The sequence below is a fragment of the Micrococcus sp. EYE_212 genome (assembly GCF_023147585.1).
GTDB lineage: Bacteria > Actinomycetota > Actinomycetes > Actinomycetales > Micrococcaceae > Micrococcus.
This window is the reverse complement of record NZ_JAHXOZ010000021.1, coordinates 1-20838: the sequence shown is the minus strand read 5'-3', so window position 1 is coordinate 20838 and position 20838 is coordinate 1. Positions and strand designations below refer to the sequence as shown.

Genomic DNA, 20838 nt, shown 5'->3' with positions numbered 1-20838 from the left:
CCTTTCGAGAACTCAGACTCTCGGAGCTGAGTTCTCGTCACGTCGCACGCTTCGGAAGTGGTGCACGCGGACCTCACGCCGATTCGCGTGTTGCTCCTGATCGTGGAGGTAAGCCATAGGCGCGCGCGAGGCTGTGAGGAGACTCCATCTCGAACTCGACAACGGCGCGGATTGGTCGCACTCGCTAGCAGAGAACCGAGATGTTCCCGGAGGGATGACGGCTCTCGAACTTGTCCGGACGCTCGCGTCGAGTCGAGCGCTCTTTCGCCATGCGCAGATCATGAATGTGATGGAAGGCAGTACTCGGATCGAGACTGCCAACGGCGACTATATGCTGAGGGCCGGGATGTCGATCGCCCTAGGGGCAGACAGATGGTGCCGGATCAAGCCACAAGGCCGGGTGCGCATCTGGTCGATCTATGCAGATGAGCAGTTTCTTCGCATGCAGATGTCTTGGTTTCTTCCTCATCGCGAACGTGTTCACAGTGGGCTGCACCCCTGCGAATGGGATGGTACGGCAATAGTGTTGACTCCGGGGACTGCCGCCCTACGCAAGGTCGAGCCGCTGTGGCGTCAGATGAGCATCCTGAATGATGGTACCCATGCGCCAGAAGTAGCTGCGATCCACACCATTGAGCTGTTCGCTCGCTGGGTTTCCGGTGTTCTTCCTGTCTTCCTGGACGCTAGCATGTCACCGCAACCCATTCGCCCGTTGTGGCGGCCGATCGCTGGACGGCTGACCCGGCCACCCTCAGCTGGCCATGTCACCAAAGCGATTGACCTTCTGCGCGCTCGACTGGCGGAACCTTGGACTGTGAACTCTCTGGCAAACGAGGTCGCTGTGTCGCGCACCCATCTCACGCGTCTCTTTACGGCACACGCCGGCGCGCCTCCGATGCGGTTTCTTGCTGAGATTCGATTAACGGAGTTCACACGCTTAATCGAAGAAACCGATGTGCCTATAAGCGCGGCCGCCCGGCAAGTGGGGTGGGTGGATTCTCGCATCGCCTCCGCTCGATTCCGACGTCGATTCGGCGTATCCCCATCCGAGTTTCGGGAGACACCTCACCCGGCCGCGACCTAGGGACGTCCTGCGGGCAGCTCCAGCCGACGCACCTCCGCGCAGCGTGGCGTGATGCGTCATTCGTGCCCCGTCATGCGCGATGTGTACCGCAGTCGTGACAACTGCTGGACAGTCTGCCTCGACGTAGGTAGTCCGGAATAGACACGTCGGGTTCTTCAAGATGCCTGACGGTCACAGTCTCGATTCCTTGTCCGTCTCGTCTTCCTGATCCTCCCGACGCACCTCACGGTCGTAGGGCCACCCAGCGAGGGGTGGTCTCCGGATGGGAGGGAGGTCTGGCGATGGTGAAGGTAGGCGACGCTCGCGGGGCGCACGATCTGATCGAGCGGCGGGCCTCATCGGTCGCTGCGGTCTTCTCCCGGCTCGGCGGGGACGTGCCGCTACCGCTGGTCGCGCACGAGCTAGCCCGACACGGCGTGCCGGTGTTCCCGTGCGCGCCCGGCGGGAAGCGCCCGATTCCCGATCGAGGTTTCCACGAGGCAACCAACGATGTGAGACAGGTGGAGGCGTGGTGGCGGCATCGGCCTCATGCGAATCTCGCCATCCCGACTGGCGCAGCCTCGGGTGTCGTCGTCGTCGACGTCGATGTACACAAGGTCAACGGGTATCCCGCATTCAGACGCGCTACACGCGCCGGGCTGCTGCCGGAGCCGTTGGCGGTCGTTACCACGCCGACCGGCGGCAGGCATCTGTACTACCCAACGGACGCCGAACGTGAGCAGCGATCGTGGCAGGCGGGCCGGGCGGGTATCGACTTTCGGGGCGACGGCGGCTACATCATCGTGCCGCCCTCACAGCGCCCCATCGACGGTCGCCGGGTGCCGTATCGGGTCGAGAGCATGGCGACGCGCCCTGTCGCGCTACTAGACGCGCAGCAGTTGCGTGACTTCCTCGACCCGCGCCCGAAATACGGCTCTCCTGACGCTTCCGTGGGTGTTCTGGCGAGCCGTTGACGAGGGCGCGCCGCTCTCTGCCTAGGTTTCTGGCTGTTGAGGTCAGTTACCTGAAGGGCGGAGAACGGCGTGCGGAACGCAAGCCTATGGCGGTCCTTGCTGGGCGTCGAGAAGACGGTCGTGGAGGGCATCGAGTTCGATGAGGACGACCAGCTCCTGGTGGCTCATGTCCGTCCCCGGGCTCGGGTGCGTGGCCGGTGCGGGCGGTGCGGGCGCAGGTCGCCCGGGTACGACCGTGGCGAGGGTCGGCGGCGGTGGCGGGCGCTGGATCTGGGCACGGTGCAGGTCTACCTCGAGGCCGACGCCCCGCGGGTGGCCTGCCGCGAGCACGGTCCCACGGTGGCCGCCGTCCCGTGGGCCAGGCACGGGGCCGGTCACACCGTGGTGTTCGACGAGCAGGTGGCCTGGCTGGCCACGCAGTGCTCCAAGTCCGCGGTCACCGAGCTGATGCGCATCGCCTGGCGCACCGTCGGGGCGATCATCACCCGGGTCTGGGCCGACGTGGAGGCCCTCGGCGACCGGTTCGCCGGCCTGCGACGGATCGGCATCGATGAGATCTCCTACAAGAAGGGCCACCGCTACCTCACGATCGTGGTCGACCACGACACCGGCCGGCTCGTCTGGGCCGCCCCGGGCCGGGACAAGGCGACCCTGGCGGCGTTCTTCGAGGCCCTCGGGCCCGACCGGTGCGCCGAGATCACCCACGTCAGCGCCGACGGGGCGGACTGGATCGCCGCCGTGGTCGCCGAGCGGTGCCCGAACGCGGTGCGGTGCGCTGATCCGTTCCACATCGTCAAGTGGGCCACCGAGGCCCTGGACGAGGTCCGTCGCCAGGCGTGGAACGAGGCCCGTGGCGCGGTCCGGCAGCGCCGGGCCGGGCGGGCCGGCGGGCACGCCAAGGCGCTCAAGCACGCCCGGTACGCGCTGTGGAAGAACCCCGAGAACCTCACCACCCGGCAGCAGGCCAAGCTCGCCTGGGTCGCCAAGACCGACCCGCGCCTGCACCGGGCCTACCTGCTCAAGGAAGGACTGCGCCTGGTCTTCCAGCTACCCGCCGACGAGGCCGAGACGGCCCTGGAACGCTGGATCGGCTGGGCCCGACGTTGCCGCATCCCCGCCTTCGTCGAGCTCCAACGCCGCATCGTCAAGCACAAGGCCTCGATCCTCGCCGCGATCGAGCACGGCCTGTCCAACGGACGTATCGAGTCCGTGAACACGAAGATTCGGCTCATCACCCGCGTCGCCTTCGGCTTCAAGTCCCCCGAAGCCCTCATCGCCCTGGCCATGCTCAACCTCGGCGGCCACCGACCCGTCCTACCGGGCCGGAACTGACCCACGGATCAGTCAGGAGAGCCCTAAAACAGTGGTCACGGTGACAGCCTAGAGTTGTCGACTCGATACCCCAGCCTGCTCCCCGCCCCAGCACGGCAGGGGCGTCCGGCCAGGCTCCCTCACACACCGGATCCCGCCCCCTCTCCGAACGGTTCACGGCGAGTCGCGTGCAGTCTTTGCTGCATCTCGACAACCCCGAGGGTGACGACGTCCTCCACGGGATCGGCCCGGCCACTGACTGTCCCCGTGCTGCTGCGCCCGCGCGCCTTCACCAGGGTCACCGTCAGAGACCCCTGCCTGGGGTCTCCGGCACCGCGCTTCCCGAGCGTTGACCCCACTCACTGACGGGTCTGGGCGCGAGTCGGTTTCGTACCAGTCTTCGCTGCCTTCGTCGATGCGGCAAGGCAGTCCACGGTTCTGATGAGCCGAGGGGTCACTACTCTCCGACGCGCAGCGCCAGAACCCAGCGGATCGCCCCGCAGCATCGGTGCACCACAAGGCACACCTCGGACGCTCCAACCATTGTTTGCAGCACTTGCGCAATGCAGCTCACACGATCGCCTCCCTCCTTGCGGAATACCTGACATGGGTATACGTTTGACTAGTACACGTACCCGGTAGGGGTACTCCCGACGTACAACCCGACATACAAGGAGGACACCTGATGGCTTCGAACGATTACCAGGTGACGGGCATGACCTGCGGCCACTGCGAGATGTCGATCCGCGAGGAGGTCAGCGAGATCCCCGGCGTCCAGGACATCCAAGTCAGCGCGCAGACCGGCAAGCTCAACGTCACCGCCGAGGGCGAGATCGACGACGCCAAGGTCCTCGCGGCGGTCGAGGAGGCCGGCTACTCGGCGGTGCGCGTCTGATGAAGGCCGGAGGACGGCTCGCGCTCTACGGGGCCGGGTTGGTGGTGGCGTTCGGCGGGGCCTTCGGCCTCGCCGGCGCCGTCATTCCCGATAGCTTCGCAGCAGCATGGGCAGAAGGAAGCGGCGTGAACGCACACGGTGAAGGGCACGGCGACGCTGCGCAGGAAACCGCGGAGCCCGCTCTGAACGGGGTCTCCGCAAGCGCGGACGGCTTCGTGCTCTCTCCGGTCCAGGCCCCCACGGCCGCAGGCGAGGATGGAGACCTGAGCTTCCAGATCCTCGACGAGTCCGGCGAACCGGTGACCGAATACACCACCGCGCACGAGAAGGACCTGCACCTGATCGCCGTGCGCACCGACGGCGCCGGCTTCCAGCACGTGCACCCCGAACTCGACACGAGCACAGGCACCTGGTCGGTGCCGTGGACCTGGGACGAGGCGGGCACCTACCGCGTGTACGCCGACTTCACACCCGCGGGCGAGGAAGCCGAAGGCATCACTCTCACCCGCGCAATCGAGGTCGCGGGCGACTTCACCCCTGTCGAGACCGAGGCGCAGCCCACCGACGAGGTCGACGGATACACCGTCTCCCTCAACGGCGACCTCACTGCGGGCACCTCAAGCGAGCTCACCATCTCGGTCGAGCGTGACGGTCAGCCGGTGACCACGCTGGAGCCTTACCTGGGCGCGTTCGGCCACTTAGTGGCGCTGCGCGAGGGTGACCTCGCCTACCTGCACGTCCACGCCGAGGGCGACCAGCCCCAGGCCGGGGACACGGCCGGACCCGACATCGGATTCGCAGCGGAGGCCCCGACCGCCGACCGTTACCTGCTCTACCTGGACTTCCAGGTCGACGGGCAGGTGCACACCGCCGAGTTCGTGATCGACGCCGAGCATGGTGACGGCACGAAGACAGACGATTCGCATTCCGACGGCCACTGACCCGCAGGGCCCGGCGTCGCACGAGAGCTGAGAAAGAAGGAAGAGGATGAGCACATCAGCGCCCCCAACGGGTGGGCCGGACATCGAGTTGGAGATCGGCGGGATGACCTGCGCCTCCTGCGCGAACCGGATCGAGAAGAAGCTGAACAAGCTCGATGGCGTCGCGGCCACCGTCAACTACGCCACTGAGAAGGCTAAGGTCACCGTGCCTGCCGGCTACGATCCGTCACTGCTGGTCGCCGAGGTCGAGAAGACCGGGTACACGGCCGCACTGCCCAAGCCCAAGGACACTACGGCGAACACGTCGGAGACCGAGGCCGGGGAGGAGGAAGACAGTGAGCTCACCTCGCTGCGGCATCGGCTGATCGGCGCGATCGTGCTCACTGTTCCCGTAATCGCGATGGCGATGATCCCCGCGCTGCAGTTCACGTATTGGCAGTGGGCCTCACTCGCCCTGGCCGCACCGGTGATCATCTGGGGAGCTTGGCCGTTCCACAAGGCGGCGTGGACAAACCTCAAGCACGGTGCGGCGACGATGGACACGCTCATCTCGATGGGCACCTCCGTCGCACTGCTCTGGTCGCTCTACGCGCTCTTCCTCGGCACTGCCGGCACTCCCGGCATGACGCACCCCTTCGAGTTCACGATCGCTCCGTCGGATGGCGCGGCGAACATCTACCTCGAAGTCGGCGCGGGCGTGACGATGTTCATCCTCGCCGGCCGCTACTTCGAGAAGCGATCCAAGCGCCAGGCCGGGGCCGCGCTGCGCGCCCTCCTGGAGCTGGGCGCGAAGGAAGTCGCCGTACTCCGCGACGGCGTAGAGGTGAAGATCCCCACCTCTGAGCTGGCGGTCGGCGACGAGTTCATCGTCCGTCCAGGCGAGAAGATCGCCACCGACGGTCTCGTGACCTCCGGCTCCTCCGCGGTGGACGCCTCGATGCTCACCGGCGAGTCCGTGCCGGTCGAGGTCCGCGAGGGCGACTCGGTCACCGGTGCCACCGTCAACGCCGGCGGCCGCCTGGTCGTGCGGGCGACTCGTGTGGGTTCGGACACACAGCTCGCACAGATGGCGAAGCTCGTCGAGGACGCGCAGACCGGCAAGGCCGAGGTGCAGCGTCTGGCCGATCGCATCTCCGGCATCTTCGTGCCGATCGTCATCGTCGTCGCGTTCATCACCCTCGGCGCCTGGCTGGGAGGCGGGTTCCCCGTCGCCGCCGCGTTCACCGCAGCGGTCGCCGTGCTCGTCATCGCCTGCCCCTGCGCGCTGGGTCTGGCAACCCCGACCGCGCTGCTCGTCGGCACCGGGCGCGGTGCGCAGATGGGCGTCCTCATCAAGGGTCCGGAGGTGCTGGAGTCCACTCGCAAGGTCGACACCGTCGTGCTCGATAAGACCGGCACCGTCACCAGCGGCAAGATGACTCTGACCGACGTGATCACTGAGCCCGGTGTGGATCGTGCGGAGCTGCTGCGTTTCGCCGGTGCACTGGAAGACTCTTCCGAGCATCCGATTGCGCAGGCGATCGCCAAGGGCGCGACCCAGGAAGTCGGCCAGCTGCCTACTCCAGAGGACTTCGCCAATGTCGAGGGCAAGGGCGTGCAGGGCATCGTCGAGGGGACCCCGGTCGTCGTCGGCCGCGAGTCTCTGCTGGCGGACTGGTCGCAGAAGCTCTCTCCGGAGGTCGCACAGGCGAAGGCCCAGGCCGAGGGCGAGGGCAAGACGGTCGTCGCGATCGGCTGGGACGGTGCTGCGCGTGGCATCCTGGTCGTCGCCGACACCGTCAAGCCCACGAGCGCCGAGGCGATCCGCGGGCTCAAGGAGATCGGCCTGACCCCGGTGCTGCTCACCGGTGACAACGAGGCCGTGGCCCGCCAGATCGCGTCCGAGGTCGGCATCGACGAGGTCATCGCCGAAGTGCTACCCAAGGACAAGGTCGACGTCGTCACCCGCCTCCAGGAAGAGGGCAAGATCGTCGCGATGGTCGGCGACGGCGTCAACGACGCCCCCGCGCTCGCGCAGGCCGACCTGGGCCTCGCGATGGGCACCGGCACGGACGTCGCGATCGAGGCCTCCGACATCACGCTCGTGCGCGGTGACCTGCGGGCCGCCGTCGACGCGATCCGCCTGTCCAGGAAGACCCTGTCGACGATCAAGACCAACCTGTTCTGGGCATTCGCTTACAACACCGCCGCGATCCCGGTCGCTGCGCTCGGCATGCTCAACCCCATGCTCGCAGGTGCGGCGATGGCGTTCTCCAGCGTCTTCGTCGTCGGCAACAGCCTCCGCCTGCGCGGGTTCACGAGCGTCGCCTCGAAGTGACGTACGAGAACCCACCCATCCACACGAATCCAATAACGAAGGAACACCAGAGAATGAGCAGCTGCTGCAGCACGAACGAGACCAACCCGGCCGTGGAGAACGGTGGACGCGAGAACCTTCTTGGCGGGGGCGCCGATGACATGACTACCTGCCCGGTCATGGTCGGCACCCCGGTCAGCAAGAAGACCGCCGAGGCCGCCGGCCTCTACCGCGACTTCGAGGATGAGCGCTACTACTTCTGCTGCGCTGGCTGTGGGCCCGCGTTCGATTCGGACCCAGCCAAGTACGCCGCCAACATGGCGTAATCCACCAGCGTGCGGGGTGCCGCGGCACCGCTGCGGCACCCCGCCACCTGATCGGAGCGAGCCGACATGACCACTACGACTCCCACCACCGAAACCCATCTCGACACCTGCCCCGCAGGAGGCGACGGCGACGCGTCCGTCCACGGATACATCAGCGATAAGACGAAGTACCGCAATCGCCTGCGCCGCCTGGAAGGCCAAATCCGCGGCATCGATCGGATGGTCGACGAGGACCGCTACTGCATCGACATCCTCACCCAGATCTCCGCAGTCACCAGGGCACTCGAAAACGTCGCCCTCGGCCTGCTCGACGATCACCTCAAGCATTGCGTCCTCGACGCCGCACTCGCCGGCGGACCAGTCAGCGAGCAGAGGCTCGGCGAGGCGTCCGAGGCCATCGCCCGCCTCGTGCGCTCCTGACGCCGGCGCATCAGTTCGATCACGACCAGCATCCAGGAGTTCTTCTATGACCCCACAGCACGTCCTCATCCTCGGATCGGGAGCAGCCGGGGCCGCAGCCGCCCGCACTCTCGCCTCACGCGACGATGTCCGGGTGACGCTGGTGACCCGCACCGGGGAGACGCCCTATACGCGGATGCTCATCAAGGGAATCGCGTTCGGTCAGACACCGCCGGAGATGATCAAGCTCCCGCTGCCTCAGATCGAGGTCATCGCCGACACCGTGCTTAAAGTCGATACCTCGGCGAAGCAGGCCCAGTTGACCTCCGGCGCACAAGTCTCCTACGACGCGCTCATCGTCGCGACCGGGAGCATGCCCCGCTCCCTGCCCGCTGACGTGTTCGGCGGCGACGACGCCGGACAAGGGCGGGTCACCGCTCTTCACTCCGTGGGGGATGCCCTGGGCATCCGAAAGCTGCTGACCGGACTGGGGCGACCCGCGCGGGTAGCGATCTACGGCGGTGGAATCATCGCAGCCGAGACGGCCTCGTCTCTGCAAGCCGACGGACACATGGTCACGCTGGTCTCCCGCAGTTCAGTTCCCGGCGTCGGAGCGTTTGGGGCGCCCGTGGCTGAGCGCCTCGCCGCCGACCATGCCGCCAAGGTGCAGGCCCGATTCGGTCGCACTCTCCAGCATGTCGACGAAACAGAATCCGGTGTCACCATCACCCTCAACGACGGAAATCCCGTCGTGGCTGACTTCCTTCTCCTCGCGCTCGGCACGACGCCCGCAGCCCCGTCACCGTGGACGAACGGTATCGACGTCGACGATCACCTCCGCGCCGCGGCAGACCACGTCTACGCAGCCGGAGGCGTGGCCACGCACCACGACGAAGCACTGGACGCCTGGCGCATCGACCATTGGGAAGACGCCGCCGCACAGGGTGCGCATGCCGCGCGGGCCGCATTGCACGACCTCGGCGTTAGCGACGATCCGGGCGCCTACCTGCCACGCAGCCCTTACATGGCAATGGTCTACGGTCAGATGATCTCCGGAGTCGGGTACACAGCCGGCGCAGACGCCCACCTGGAAGCGGGTGAGGAGTTCATCGTCCGCCACGAGATCGACGGCATCGTCGTCGGCGTCACTGGCATCGACGCAGTCGGCACCGTCTACCAGTGGGGGCAGCAGCTCCACGGCGTGCGGGCATAGGCAATGGCGGGAGACTGTATTAGGCAGATCCCACGGTGGGGCTTCGTGCTCTCGCTGGCAGCGACCATTCTCATGATGGCCGCTGCCAGCGCGCCGTCCTTGTTCTATCCCCAGATCGCCGAACGGCTCGGACTCATCCCCGTCGCCACCACACTCGTGTTCGCGGTCTACACCTTCACCCTCCTGGCCGCGCTGCTCTACCTCGGACCACTCTCCGACCACGTCGGCCGACGTCCGGTCGTGGCCGCCGGTTCTTTGGCGCTGGCGCTGAGCGTGGCCATGTTCTGGTTCGCCGGTAGCCTCGCGGCGCTCCTGGTCGCCCGAGCCTTGCAAGGGCTCGCAGCGGGTCTGCTGATCCCGGCGCTGTCGGCGATGATGATCGACTTCGAGTCCCCGTCACATCGGAACATCGCAGCCCTGTGGAACACGATCGGCCCGATGATTGGCCTTGGGGCCGGGGCTCTCGGTGCTGCACTTCTCCTCGATCTCACCTCCGAACCGACAACTGCCGTCTTCGGGTCGCTCGTGCTTGCCTTCCTCATCGTGGCAACGGTCGTGTGGAGCACACCGGAACTGGTCCCGAAGACCCAGATACGACGTGGCGACCTCCGTCCGCGGTTCACCGTGCCACCGCACCTACGCCGCATGTTCACCGTCGGAGTGCCCGTGATCATCGCCGGGTGGGCGACCAACGGACTCTTCCTTGCGCTCGGAGCCGACCTCGTCGGCAGTGAGCTTGGGGGCTCCACGCACACCCAAGCTGGGATCGTCATCTTCGCACTGGCGATCTCCGGAGTCACCGCCTCGTCCGTCCTACAGCGGCGTTCCGCCCGCACCATCAGCCTGTATGCGACCAGTGCCCTGGCGTTCGGCACCGCAGTGAGCATCGGCGCCCTCGCACTCGGTTCCTACTCAGCCTATGTCGCCTCGGTCGCGATCGTCGGTTCCGGGTTCGGCACAGCGTTCCTCGGGGTACTGCGCACACTCATGCCCCACACGGCATCGTCGGAACGCGCCGCCGTGATGGCTGTGATCTACACAGTTGCCTACCTGGCATTCGGCGTGCCCACCATCGTCGCCGGATTGCTCGTGCCGGTGCTCACCCTGTCGGGGACGATGACGATCCTCGGTGCGATCATCATCGCCCTCAGCCTCGTCGCCACCGTCCTGCGCCTGCGCATCCCGCACCCGGCCGCAGGCCCGGCAGAGACTGACGACTTCCCCGAGCCTCCCACCGGCTCTCACCGCCGATCCGCACCCGACCGAGAGGAGCAGCCATGACCTACGTGATCGCGCTTCCCTGCGTGGACGTCAAGGACCGCGCCTGCATCGACGAATGTCCTGTCGACTGCATCTACGAGGGCGAACGCTCGCTCTACATCCACCCCGACGAATGCGTCGACTGCGGAGCCTGCGAACCGGTCTGCCCCGTCGAGGCCATCTACTACGAAGACGACCTGCCCGACGAATGGTCTGACTACTACAAGGCCAACGTCGAGTTCTTCGACGAGTTGGGTTCTCCCGGAGGAGCCGCGAAGATCGGACCGACGGGCTTCGACCATCCCCTCATCGCCGCATTGCCCATCCAACACGAGCAGACCCTCTGAGAAGGGGCTTCCGATTGATCCATACCGACACAACACACAATCCTTGACTAGTACCCCCTAGGGGTATATGGTAGGCATATTGATGAAAGGAAATGACATGCAGAGGAGACTGCGAACAGGACTGGCAGCGGGAGCGCTCGGAGTGGCGCTCGTGCTCGCCGGTTGCGCCAGCGGAGCAGACGACGACCAGCAGACCGACCCTTCGGCTACTGAGGAGCATCAGGGCCACGGCGGCAACAACGCAGAAAGCGGTGATGAGGAGATGGAGCACCCGATGGACGGCGGACCGGCACCCGAGGGTATCGCCGAAGCCAGTGAGCCCACCTACCCTGTCGGTACCGAGGTGCAGCTCACGGCCGACCACATGGAAGGCATGGAAGGGGCTACAGCAACGATTTCCGGCGCATTCGACACGTACACGTACTCCGTGAACTACACGCCCGCAGGTGGCGGCGACCCCGTCACTGATCACAAGTGGGTCGTGCAGGAAGAAATTGAGGATGCCGGCGACGAGCGTCTGGCCGACGGCACAGAGGTGACTCTGCTCGCCGAGCACATGGAAGGCATGGAAGGCGTAAAGGCCACCATCGCTTCGTCCACCGATGAGACGGTCTACATGGTCGACTACGAGACGGACGGCATGAAGATGACGAACCACAAGTGGGTCGTCGAGAGCGAGATCCAACCAGCGTCCTGAGCCGACGTTCGCTTGCCCGGCCACCGGGTGAGCGGCAATCGGCCTGGCTCGATGACGGAGGAGAGGAATCATGACGGACCCGAACTCACACCAGCACCACGGCCATGAAACCGATACACCCGCCCACGGCGAGCATCACCACGGGTCTGTGTCCGCGCACGCCTCGGCGGATGCGCACGGCACGCGCGAGGGTCAGCACACCGGGCATCAGGGCCACGCCATGGACCACGGGCAGCACTCAGGCCACACGGGCCTCGACGAGCACGGCGGCCACGATGAGCATGCCCAGCACGGTGGGCACGGAGATCACAGCGGCCATGGCGGGCACGGGGACCACGTTGGCCAGTTCCGCCGGCTGTTTTGGATCAACCTCGTCATCGCCATCCCCGCGGTTGCCCTCTCACCGATGTTCGCCATGCTGCTGGGCTACGAGGTCCCCGGCTGGGCGGGCTGGGTCGCCGCGGCACTGGGCACCGTCATGTACGTCTGGGGCGGCAGGCCCTTCCTCACCGGTGCCGTCAGCGAGTTGAAGTCCCGCAAGCCCGGGATGATGCTGCTCATCGCTCTGGCGATCACGGTGGCCTTCTTCGCTTCCTGGGCCGCCACGCTCGGGCTCGTCCATCATGAGCTCGAATTCTGGTGGGAACTGGCGCTGCTGATCGTAATCATGCTGCTGGGCCATTGGATCGAGATGCGCTCCCTGGCCCAGACCACCTCGGCGCTCGACTCGTTGGCGGCACTGCTGCCAGACGAGGCCGAGCGCGTCGAGGGCGAGAACGTCGTCAAGGTGGCCCCAGCCGACCTCGACGTGGGCGACGTGGTCCTCGTGCGCCCCGGCGGCAGCGTCCCGGCTGACGGAACCATCGTCGACGGCCGCGCCGAGATGGACGAGTCCATGATCACCGGCGAGTCCCGCCCGGTCTCTCGCGGCGAGGGCCAGACCGTCACCGCCGGCACCGTCGCCACCGACTCCGGCCTGCGGGTGGAGATCACCGCCACCGGTGACGACACCGCCCTGGCCGGCATCAACCGGCTCGTCGCCGAGGCGCAGAACTCATCCTCCCGCGCCCAGCGGATCGCCGACAAGGCCGCGGCCTGGCTGTTCTGGTTCGCTCTTGGCGCGGCGCTGGTCACTGCGGTCGTCTGGACGCTCATCGGCATGCCCGACGAGGCCGTCGTGCGCACCATCACCGTGCTCGTCATCGCCTGCCCCCACGCCCTCGGCCTGGCGATCCCGCTGGTCGTCTCCATCGCCACCGAGCGAGCCGCCCGCGGCGGCGTCCTAGTGAAGGACCGCCTGGCGCTGGAGTCCATGCGGCAGGTCGACGCGGTCCTGTTCGACAAGACCGGCACGCTGACCAAGGGCGAGCCCACCGTCACCGGCGTCGAGCCGACCGGCGAACTCGACGCCGACCAGGTCCTCGCCCTCGCTGCCTCGGCCGAGGCCGACAGCGAGCACCCGCTCGCCAAGGCCATCGTCACCGCCGCCAAGGACAAGGGTTTTGCCCTCCAGCAGGCCAGCGGCTTCTCATCCTCGCCCGCCGTCGGCGTCACTGCGACCGTCTCCGGCCAGGAGGTCCGCGTCGGCGGGCCCCGGCTGCTCGAGGAGACCGGTCAGCACGAGGTCGGCACGGCCGAGGCATGGCGCTCCGAGGGCGCGATCATTCTGCACGTTCTCCGCGGCGGCCAGGTGGTCGGCGGGCTGAGGCTCGCCGACGAGGTCCGGCCAGAATCCCGCTACGCCGTCGACGCCCTCCACGCCCTCGGCGTCGAGGTCGTCATGATCACCGGCGATGCCGAGGCGGTCGCGAACGAGGTCGGCAAGGAGCTCGGCATCGACCGCGTCTTCGCCGGCGTGCGCCCGGAGGACAAGTCCGCGAAGGTCTCCCAGCTGCAGGAAGAGGGCAAGAGGGTCGCGATGGTCGGCGACGGCGTCAACGACGCCCCGGCTCTGGCGCAGGCCGATGTCGGCATCGCGATCGGCGCTGGCACCGATGTCGCCATCGCCTCGGCCGGGGTGATCCTGGCCAGTTCCGACCCACGCAGCGTGCTCTCGATCATCCAGCTGTCGCGACGCGCATACGGCAAGATGAAGCAGAACCTGTGGTGGGCCGCCGGCTACAACCTTCTTTCGGTGCCGTTGGCGGCCGGTATCCTCGCACCGGTGGGACTCGTCCTGCCAATGTCGATCGGCGCGATCCTGATGTCAGCCTCCACCGTGGTTGTCGCGCTCAACGCCCAGCTGCTGCGGCGCATCGACCTTACACCCGAAGCTAGCACGCGTTCCGTCCTGGAGCGCCAGAAGTAAGGACATGCCCATGTCTGTCGATAACGATTCCCACCAGCACGGCTACATCAGCGACAAGGAGCGCTATCTCGGCCGCATGAAGCGCATCGAAGGACAGGCGCGTGGGATCGCGAAGATGATCGATGAGGAGAAGTACTGCATCGACATCCTCACCCAGGTCTCCGCCCTGACCCGTGCCCTCCAGGGGGTCGCGACTGGTCTGCTCGACGACCATCTCAAGCACTGCGTGCTTGATGCCGCCAAGCTCAGCGACGAGGCGGCCGTCGAGAAGATCCAGGAAGCCACCGACGCCATCAACCGGCTCGTTCGCTCCTGAACCCGGCCCCTGACCACCGCGTTCCAGGACACGGCGGGCACAAACCCTCAGGATGCCAGCGCGCTTGATCCTCGCCGACGCGCCGCCCGCCCGCGACGCGCTCACCTTCGCTCAGCGGGCCGCGCAGGCCGGTGCCCATGGCGTGCGCTTGCAGGCCGCAGCCGCGCTAACGCCCCGTGGCCCGCTCGACCGCACTCCTACGATCCTCGTCCTTCGCACGCTCCGCTCCGACCCCGAGCTGCAGTGCGACGTCACCGTCGACACCCTGACCGCGACCGCCGACCCCCTGACCCTGGCGCTGCCGGAGACCGCGCTGGCACCCGCCTGGACCAGCGTCGAACCCCCGCAACACGGGTGGAGACTTATTGCCGATGTGACCAGCCTGACGCTGATGCGCAGCGCCCGTGCCGGCATCGAGGCCGTCGCCCAAGCACTTCCCGACAAACCCGGCGACGATGTCGTCCGCAAGATCCGGGGCACGGTCTGGGGCACCCCGGACACGGCACTCGCATCGCTGCCACAAGGCGTTGCGTTCGCCGCCTACGTCTTCGGGTTCCTCAGCCGAGGAAACGGGGCCACGATCTCAACCGCCGGCCGTTGGACGCGGTTGACCCTCCCGACTGGACACGTGCTCCTGCGCGGACCCGTCGCCTCTGGCCTCACCCCGATCCGCCGCACCCGGCCACGCGTCTCCAAGTCCGTCACATCGATTGAATAACCCTTGATACCCTATAGGGGTATAGGGTAGTATTAATGACTATGAAAGAGGTTGAGCACGCGCACGCCACGTATGACACACCGCATCTGAATGCGGCGGTCGGAGTCTTCGCGTTGCTGGCGAATCTGGTGAGTGTGAAGATGATCCTCGCCATTCGCGACATCGAGGTCTCTGCCAATCATCTGGCGGACATCGTCGACCTTCCCGTCGACCAGACCTCCCACGAGCTTCACCGCCTGGAGTCGGCCGGGATCGTGAGTCGGCAGCGACGCGAGTCCCGCGACTTCTACCTATTGAACGGTGTGCATGCCGGGGCGCTGGCTGAGGCTGCGATCTTCCATGCCGAACATCAGCAGCAGGAACGCACTCGTGCAGGTTCTCCCACCTCGAACTTGCGACCGAACTGACAGAGGAGGCATCATGCCCCGTTTTTCCCGATTAACCCCTGAGACCGCAGTGGGGGCCTCACGAGACTTGCTCGGCGATCTCGTCGAGCGGCACGGCCAGGTCGGAGACATGGTCTCGACGATGGCGCACTCCCCGGCGGTGCTCGGCGGTTATCTCGACCTGAGCAAAGCCATGCGTCGCGCCAAGCTCGACCGTAAAGTCAGCGAGCTCGTTTCGATCGCCGTGCAGTCGAAGCAGGGATGCGGAATGTGCCTGGCCTCGCACATCAGCGCGGCACGATCGCTCGGGGTCAGCGATGACGAGATCGCACTCGCCCAGCAGGGTACGGCGATGACCAGCCCGGTCGCGGCGATGATCGCGCTCGGCCTCCAGGTCTACCGTGAGCCTACGTCGATCACCGACGAGCAGATTGACGAGCTTCGGGGATACGGGTACAGCGACCGTGAGATCTCTGATGTCGTCGGGGTCGTGTCGCTGAACATTCTCACCGGCGCCTTCAACCTGGTTGCTGGCCTCACGCCGGGCGACTGACTTCGCCGGCGACTTGGTGCCTTGGCCGAGAGGATAGGCAGCGGCCTGCAAAACCGTTTACACGGGTTCGAATCCCGTAGGCACCTCCACTTCCCGCTGAGCCCAATAGGACACACGTCGCAGGAGGCGAGTGATGGAGAGCCAGCACATCTCCAACGGGGACATGACACGCGCCGCGCGCATCCTCGTGAAGGTGAGCGCCCAATATATCGCCCGCGAAGCCAACGTGACCAAGGAAGAGTTGCGCGACTTCGAGAAGGGGCGACACGACTTGTCGGAGAAGAAGCAGGAGCGTGTGCGGGCCGCCCTCGAAGAATTGGGGGCAGAGTTTCTGCCTGACGGACCCAACGGCGGCTACGGCATCCGTCTGAAGTTCGGCCGTTCCAGGATCTACTCACTTGAACGTTGCGAGGGCGAGGGCGGGCCGCGGCTCACAACAGAGTCTGATCGTCGGACCCAGGCCCATGTGCCCTTCTCGGAACCGGATTCAAACCTGCCTTTTCACCTGGAAGATCGCACCACGGCCTCACTGCGCATCCTGGTGCCGTTGCGCCTGGGCCGGCTTTGGCCGTCACACCTTGCCTCTGTTCCAGGAATGGAAGCGCGGGCACGCTGAGCTCATCGAATACAGTCGCCCGACGGACCCGATCTGGGCGCTGCGCGACGGGGGCGATCGATGCCGCACTCATCCGCTCTTCTCCACCCAAACGTGCCATTGGTCCGGGTTTGGAGCGGTTACCGCTGTTCACCGAACGCCTGGTTGTATCGGTGACGAGCAGCGACTCCCGTGCCCGGCAGGAGTCGGTGACCCTAGCCGATCTCGCTGACGGGCCGGTGGCGGTCTGCGCGACCGCTCCGACGGCCACCGGGGAGCTGTGGAGTACGACTGCTCACATGCCGCGCACGATCTCGGTGGCGAACACGGGCGAGTGGTTAACCCGCATCGCTGTCGGCGACGCCATCGGCATCACTGCAGAGGCGACAACGCACAATCACCGCGCGCCGGAGGTGGTCTATCTGCCCATCGAGGATGCCCCACCGGTGACCGTGGCGCTGACCTGGCCAGGGCAGAGGAGGAGCCACCCGCAGGTGGGGGTCGTCGCCACCTGCGCACAGGACTACTTCACCCGACTCATCGACATCGGCTCCCCACCCCGCCTGCTCTCCACCGGGGCCGATGGTCAGCTGGCGTAGCTTCCCACTGCAGCTATGCGACCGACCATCCCCCAGGTAGCCCATCCTCGGGTGCGACGGGACCCCTGAGCTTCATTCCGTGTCGGAGCAACAGATCACACTCGACAATATCGCTCTAGCGCGATATGATCGCCCTATGACGATGATTCAAGAGGAGGGGGCAACCCTCGACGAAGTGGCGACAGTAGCGTACGCCCACCTGTTCCAGGCATTTGCGGAGCCGACGAGGTTAGCGATCGTGCAGCACCTCGCCTCCGGGGAGCACCGGGTCCGGGACCTGGTCGAGCACATGGGCCTGGCCCAGTCCACGGTGAGCAAGCATGTCGGCTTCCTCGTCGAGTGCGGCCTGGCGACGATGCGCCCGGAAGGGCGCTCCACCTGGTACTCGCTGGCACAGTCCGAGCTCCTGCGTACCCTCATCGCCGCTGCCGAACGCCTCCTCGATGCCACCGGCACGCAGACCCTGCTCTGCACGCACCTGCGACTCCCACATACCCACCACGCGACAGATACGGACAAGAAGTAGTCATGGGCGCAGGACACAATCACGGCCCCGCCGCCAGCGAGACCGGTCACCCCGGAGATTTCCGCAAGAAACTCTGGATCGCATTCTCGATCACCGCGACGATCGTCGTCGCCCAGGCCATCGGCTCGATCATCACCGGCAGCCTCGCACTGCTGACCGACACCGCCCATGCCATTACCGATGCCTCCGGGCTGCTGGTCGCACTGATCGCCGCGACGCTGATGCTCAAGCCCGCCAACTCCAAGCGCACCTGGGGGTTCCGGCGTATCGAAGTGATCGCAGCCCTCGGACAGTCGGCACTGCTGCTGGCGGTGGGCACCTACGCCGCCATCGAAGGCATCCGGCGACTGTTCGAGCCGCCGGAGGTGCCCGCAAGCGAACTGCTGATATTCGGCATCATCGGCCTGGTCGCGAACATCATCGCCATCACCATCCTCGCCTCCAGCCGCGGTTCGAACTTCAACATGCGTGCCGCGTTCCTCGAAGTTCTCAATGATGCCCTCGGGTCGCTCGGAGTGATCATCGCGGCGATCGTCATCGCCACGACCGGGTTCATGCAGGCCGATGCCATCGCCGGACTGCTTATCGCCACATTGATCGTGCCTCGCGCGTTCAAGCTCATGCGCGAGACCACCGGCGTCCTTATGGAGTTCACTCCCAAGGGCCTCGACCTCGACAAGGTGCGTTCGCACATCCTCGAACTTGACCATGTCAAAGATGTCCATGACCTGCACGCCTCCACTGTGGCGACCGGCCTGCCGATCCTGACCGCCCACGTCGTCGTCGAGGACGAGTGTTTCACCGACGGTCGTGCCGCGCAGACGCTCCACGAGATCAAAGATTGCGTCGCAGGACACTTCGAGGTCTCCATCCATCACTCGACCTTCCAGATCGAGACCGAGCACATTGCCGAACATGAACCGGAAATCAGCAAGCACGACTGAACGCAGTGCCCCTCCCGGGCTCGTTCCGGGCGGGGGCGCTTCCGCGTCACGCAGGTAGGCACTACCCCTATGGGGTAGTAAGGCCAATTGGCACCACGGGCAGACACGGGAAGGAATCCCATGAAAAACTTCAGGCCATTCCCGAAGTACGGCGGAACGAAAACCGCTGCAATCACCGTCGTGGTCGGTGCTTTCCTGCTCACCGGATGCACGGCCGCCAACGACTCATCCTCAGCCTCCCGGCACTAACGATCAGCTGTCACCAGTTCCTGCTTCACGCCCGCCAGCTGTTTCTCAACTGCTGACCTTTGCCTCGCAGCACGCTTCAGCACAGATTCGCAAGGCTGCACGCGAGAGCATCCCCGACTGATAGCCCGCCGTCGACCACGAGAGGTGACTCCTCTGCACCCGGTGCCTGAGGCGGAAGTCGAGCGGCAGGTGGCACGGCCTCAGAATCGCCTTCCCGGCATGAGCGCACTGTCAGGCGCGCGCCTGGGACATGTCCGCGACGCAGCGGTCAGGGTGGTCGGCTAGATGTACTGACCCTGGGCGTTGATGACTCTCTCGGCGGCCGAGGGGTACATTTCACAGACCCCGCTGAAGGTTTTGCTCCGAGAAGGGTTCACCGCGTGTCGTGTGAAATCTTCGCTGCATCTCTACAACGGCACTCCTGCGGTGCCGTCTCCGGCGCACCTCTGTCGAGATGCAACGAAGAGTTCCAAAACGCGCCAATTTGATTCATACGCCGAAGAGCGCCCCAGATCTTGACAGCTTGGGCCGCGTGACTCCCTCTCGCCACCCGACTTGCCGGGAAACCGATGTGCCACGCTGGCCCTATGCCCCAGCCCGCAATGACTCCCCTACCCTCGGGAAAAATCACCCTGCGCGATGCCCGCCGCGGGACCACACGGGACGTCGACCTGGAGCCCTTCGAGATTGCCACCCATCCCCTCCATGACCCGGGCACCGGTGTCGAGATGCAGCGAAGATTGCACAAACGCGCGGGTATGCTGCATACCGGTCTGGGGGCCTGAGATCTTGACACAGTCGGTGTCGTCGGGCCATGGACCACGCCCTGCTCGCCACCCGAAAAACCCGCTGGGAATCTTGACGTCCGCGCACCACGGGACTGCCATGGGTTCATGGAGAGCCCGCTGACCCCACACCCAACCGGCACCACGGTGCTGCCCCGTCTTCCCGGCGCGGTCCCGGTGTTGTTGGAGTTCGAGGACGTGCAGCTGGGCGGGTACGCCTGGTGGTGTGACCGGCAGGCGCCAGCAATCCTGTTGCTGCACGGGTGGGGTGAGGATGCTTCGACCATGGCCCCGGTCGCACGCCAGGTACTCGATCGTGGATGGCACGCGGTGAGCATCTCCCTGCGCGGCTGGCACGGTTCCACCGGTGTCGACGACTACGGGCTCAGCGCCTCCCTTGACATCTCACGGGTCCTGGCCTGGATCCGCTGGCAGCCGGAGGTGTCGGGCATCGTGCTGGTGGGGTTTTCCATGGGAGGGCTGATGGCAGCCCTGGCCGCGGCGGATCAGCCTGCAGGGGCCCTCGACGGCGTGGTCCTGGTCAACGCCCCAACGGAGCTGCCCTCCTTCGCGCAGGACACGGCTTTCGGCGGGGTCCGTCGCTATCTGGAAAAGACCCTGCAGCCACGGCAGTGGCAGGACTCGTCCCCGCTGCATCACGCGGATCAGCTAGTCCATCCGCTGCTGGTCGTGGTCGGAACAGAAGACACCATGACACCACCTGATCAGGGGCGCCGCCTCGCCGGCGCGACCCCGGCAAGCGCACTGCTCGAGGTCACCGGGATGGGTCATCACCCAACGCCGGGGGAATGGGCGCAGATCTTGGAGGCGGCGGATAGGCAGTTCGACCTAGGGCGTGTCTGAGAATAGATGCACGAGTCAGCTGAGACCCTGGGGACATGTCCCGGTTCCAGATGCTCTCTGACACCCAATGGGAGTTGATCGCCCCGATGCTCCCGACCCGGACCGGCCGCGCCGGCAGGCCGTTCGCCGATGCCCGCACGATGGTGGGGCCTTGCCCCTTGATCGTGGACACGGTGTCGGTTCGGTTATGCCGCTTCCGTGAGGGTAGCTGACCTCGCGGCGTCGTAGGCGTTCTCGTAGCTATTTGGGCTCACCTGGCCGATCGTGGAGTGG

General features: G+C 66.1%; 22 protein-coding genes, 1 tRNA gene and 1 pseudogene. All 24 read left to right on the top strand.

Features of this window, described 5'->3' with window-relative positions; all coding sequences use genetic code 11:
• Positions 1-214: 214 nt before the first annotated feature.
• Positions 215-1084, top strand: a complete 870-nt coding sequence (locus tag KZX60_RS11170) for an AraC family transcriptional regulator (protein WP_080695013.1) — start codon at positions 215-217, stop codon at positions 1082-1084.
• A gap of 281 nt (positions 1085-1365) precedes the next feature.
• Positions 1366-2037, top strand: a complete 672-nt coding sequence (locus KZX60_RS11165) for a bifunctional DNA primase/polymerase (RefSeq protein ID WP_334043716.1) — start codon at positions 1366-1368, stop codon at positions 2035-2037.
• A 69-nt stretch (positions 2038-2106) separates the two neighbouring features.
• A complete protein-coding gene (locus tag KZX60_RS11160; protein ID WP_158493440.1) occupies positions 2107-3369 on the top strand; it encodes an ISL3 family transposase in 1263 nt (420 codons plus the stop codon).
• A gap of 664 nt (positions 3370-4033) precedes the next feature.
• Positions 4034-4243 (top strand): heavy metal-associated domain-containing protein, encoded by a 210-nt coding sequence (locus tag KZX60_RS11155; protein WP_006213359.1) that lies wholly within the window; start codon positions 4034-4036, stop codon positions 4241-4243.
• The gene (locus KZX60_RS11150; RefSeq protein ID WP_061873203.1) at positions 4243-5184 is read left to right on the top strand and encodes a hypothetical protein; all 942 of its coding nucleotides are present in this window, start codon (positions 4243-4245) and stop codon (positions 5182-5184) included. The genes KZX60_RS11155 and KZX60_RS11150 overlap by 1 nt, the downstream gene beginning before the upstream one ends.
• 46 nt (positions 5185-5230) lie before the next feature.
• The gene (locus tag KZX60_RS11145) at positions 5231-7501 is read left to right on the top strand and encodes a heavy metal translocating P-type ATPase (protein ID WP_061873202.1); all 2271 of its coding nucleotides are present in this window, start codon (positions 5231-5233) and stop codon (positions 7499-7501) included.
• 53 nt (positions 7502-7554) lie between these two features.
• Entirely contained in the window at positions 7555-7806 is a 252-nt protein-coding gene (locus KZX60_RS11140; RefSeq protein WP_006213356.1) for a YHS domain-containing protein, read from the top strand.
• 66 nt (positions 7807-7872) lie between these two features.
• Entirely contained in the window at positions 7873-8226 is a 354-nt protein-coding gene (locus tag KZX60_RS11135) for a metal-sensitive transcriptional regulator (RefSeq protein WP_006214162.1), read from the top strand.
• 46 nt (positions 8227-8272) lie between these two features.
• The gene (locus KZX60_RS11130) at positions 8273-9418 is read left to right on the top strand and encodes an FAD-dependent oxidoreductase (RefSeq protein ID WP_088477534.1); all 1146 of its coding nucleotides are present in this window, start codon (positions 8273-8275) and stop codon (positions 9416-9418) included.
• Positions 9419-9463: 45 nt separating this feature from the next.
• Positions 9464-10699 (top strand): MFS transporter, encoded by a 1236-nt coding sequence (locus KZX60_RS11125; protein ID WP_158493367.1) that lies wholly within the window; start codon positions 9464-9466, stop codon positions 10697-10699.
• The gene (gene fdxA, locus KZX60_RS11120) at positions 10696-11025 is read left to right on the top strand and encodes a ferredoxin (protein ID WP_006214165.1); all 330 of its coding nucleotides are present in this window, start codon (positions 10696-10698) and stop codon (positions 11023-11025) included. The genes KZX60_RS11125 and fdxA overlap by 4 nt, the downstream gene beginning before the upstream one ends.
• 97 nt (positions 11026-11122) lie before the next feature.
• Positions 11123-11722, top strand: a complete 600-nt coding sequence (locus KZX60_RS11115) for a YdhK family protein (protein ID WP_158493366.1) — start codon at positions 11123-11125, stop codon at positions 11720-11722.
• A 220-nt stretch (positions 11723-11942) separates the two neighbouring features.
• Complete coding sequence (locus KZX60_RS11110) at positions 11943-14030, top strand: heavy metal translocating P-type ATPase (protein WP_158493369.1); 2088 nt, start codon at positions 11943-11945, stop codon at positions 14028-14030.
• Positions 14031-14040: 10 nt separating this feature from the next.
• Positions 14041-14346, top strand: coding sequence for a metal-sensitive transcriptional regulator (locus KZX60_RS11105; protein ID WP_088477530.1), 306 nt, complete (start codon positions 14041-14043; stop codon positions 14344-14346).
• A gap of 64 nt (positions 14347-14410) precedes the next feature.
• Complete coding sequence (locus tag KZX60_RS11100) at positions 14411-15064, top strand: hypothetical protein (protein ID WP_224356247.1); 654 nt, start codon at positions 14411-14413, stop codon at positions 15062-15064.
• Positions 15065-15099: 35 nt separating this feature from the next.
• Positions 15100-15471, top strand: a complete 372-nt coding sequence (locus tag KZX60_RS11095; RefSeq protein WP_102708274.1) for a winged helix-turn-helix transcriptional regulator — start codon at positions 15100-15102, stop codon at positions 15469-15471.
• A gap of 13 nt (positions 15472-15484) precedes the next feature.
• Entirely contained in the window at positions 15485-16003 is a 519-nt protein-coding gene (locus KZX60_RS11090) for a carboxymuconolactone decarboxylase family protein (protein ID WP_088477527.1), read from the top strand.
• A gap of 15 nt (positions 16004-16018) precedes the next feature.
• Positions 16019-16092, top strand: a tRNA-Cys gene (locus KZX60_RS11085).
• 44 nt (positions 16093-16136) lie between these two features.
• Positions 16137-16619, top strand: coding sequence for a hypothetical protein (locus tag KZX60_RS11080; protein WP_180971856.1), 483 nt, complete (start codon positions 16137-16139; stop codon positions 16617-16619).
• Positions 16568-17197 carry a LysR substrate-binding domain-containing protein gene (locus tag KZX60_RS11075; RefSeq protein ID WP_088477526.1) on the top strand — a complete coding sequence of 210 codons (630 nt, stop codon included), beginning with the start codon at positions 16568-16570 and terminating at the stop codon, positions 17195-17197. The genes KZX60_RS11080 and KZX60_RS11075 overlap by 52 nt, the downstream gene beginning before the upstream one ends.
• A 175-nt stretch (positions 17198-17372) precedes the next feature.
• Positions 17373-17723, top strand: coding sequence for a metalloregulator ArsR/SmtB family transcription factor (locus KZX60_RS11070; protein WP_225348724.1), 351 nt, complete (start codon positions 17373-17375; stop codon positions 17721-17723).
• Positions 17724-17725: 2 nt separating this feature from the next.
• Positions 17726-18667, top strand: a complete 942-nt coding sequence (locus KZX60_RS11065; RefSeq protein WP_061873195.1) for a cation diffusion facilitator family transporter — start codon at positions 17726-17728, stop codon at positions 18665-18667.
• 1142 nt (positions 18668-19809) lie between these two features.
• Positions 19810-20565 carry an alpha/beta fold hydrolase gene (locus tag KZX60_RS11060; protein WP_248118401.1) on the top strand — a complete coding sequence of 252 codons (756 nt, stop codon included), beginning with the start codon at positions 19810-19812 and terminating at the stop codon, positions 20563-20565.
• Between the two features lie 35 nt (positions 20566-20600).
• A pseudogene (locus KZX60_RS11055) lies at positions 20601-20708 on the top strand (IS5/IS1182 family transposase); the annotation flags it as partial.
• Between the last annotated feature and the right edge of the window lie 130 nt (positions 20709-20838).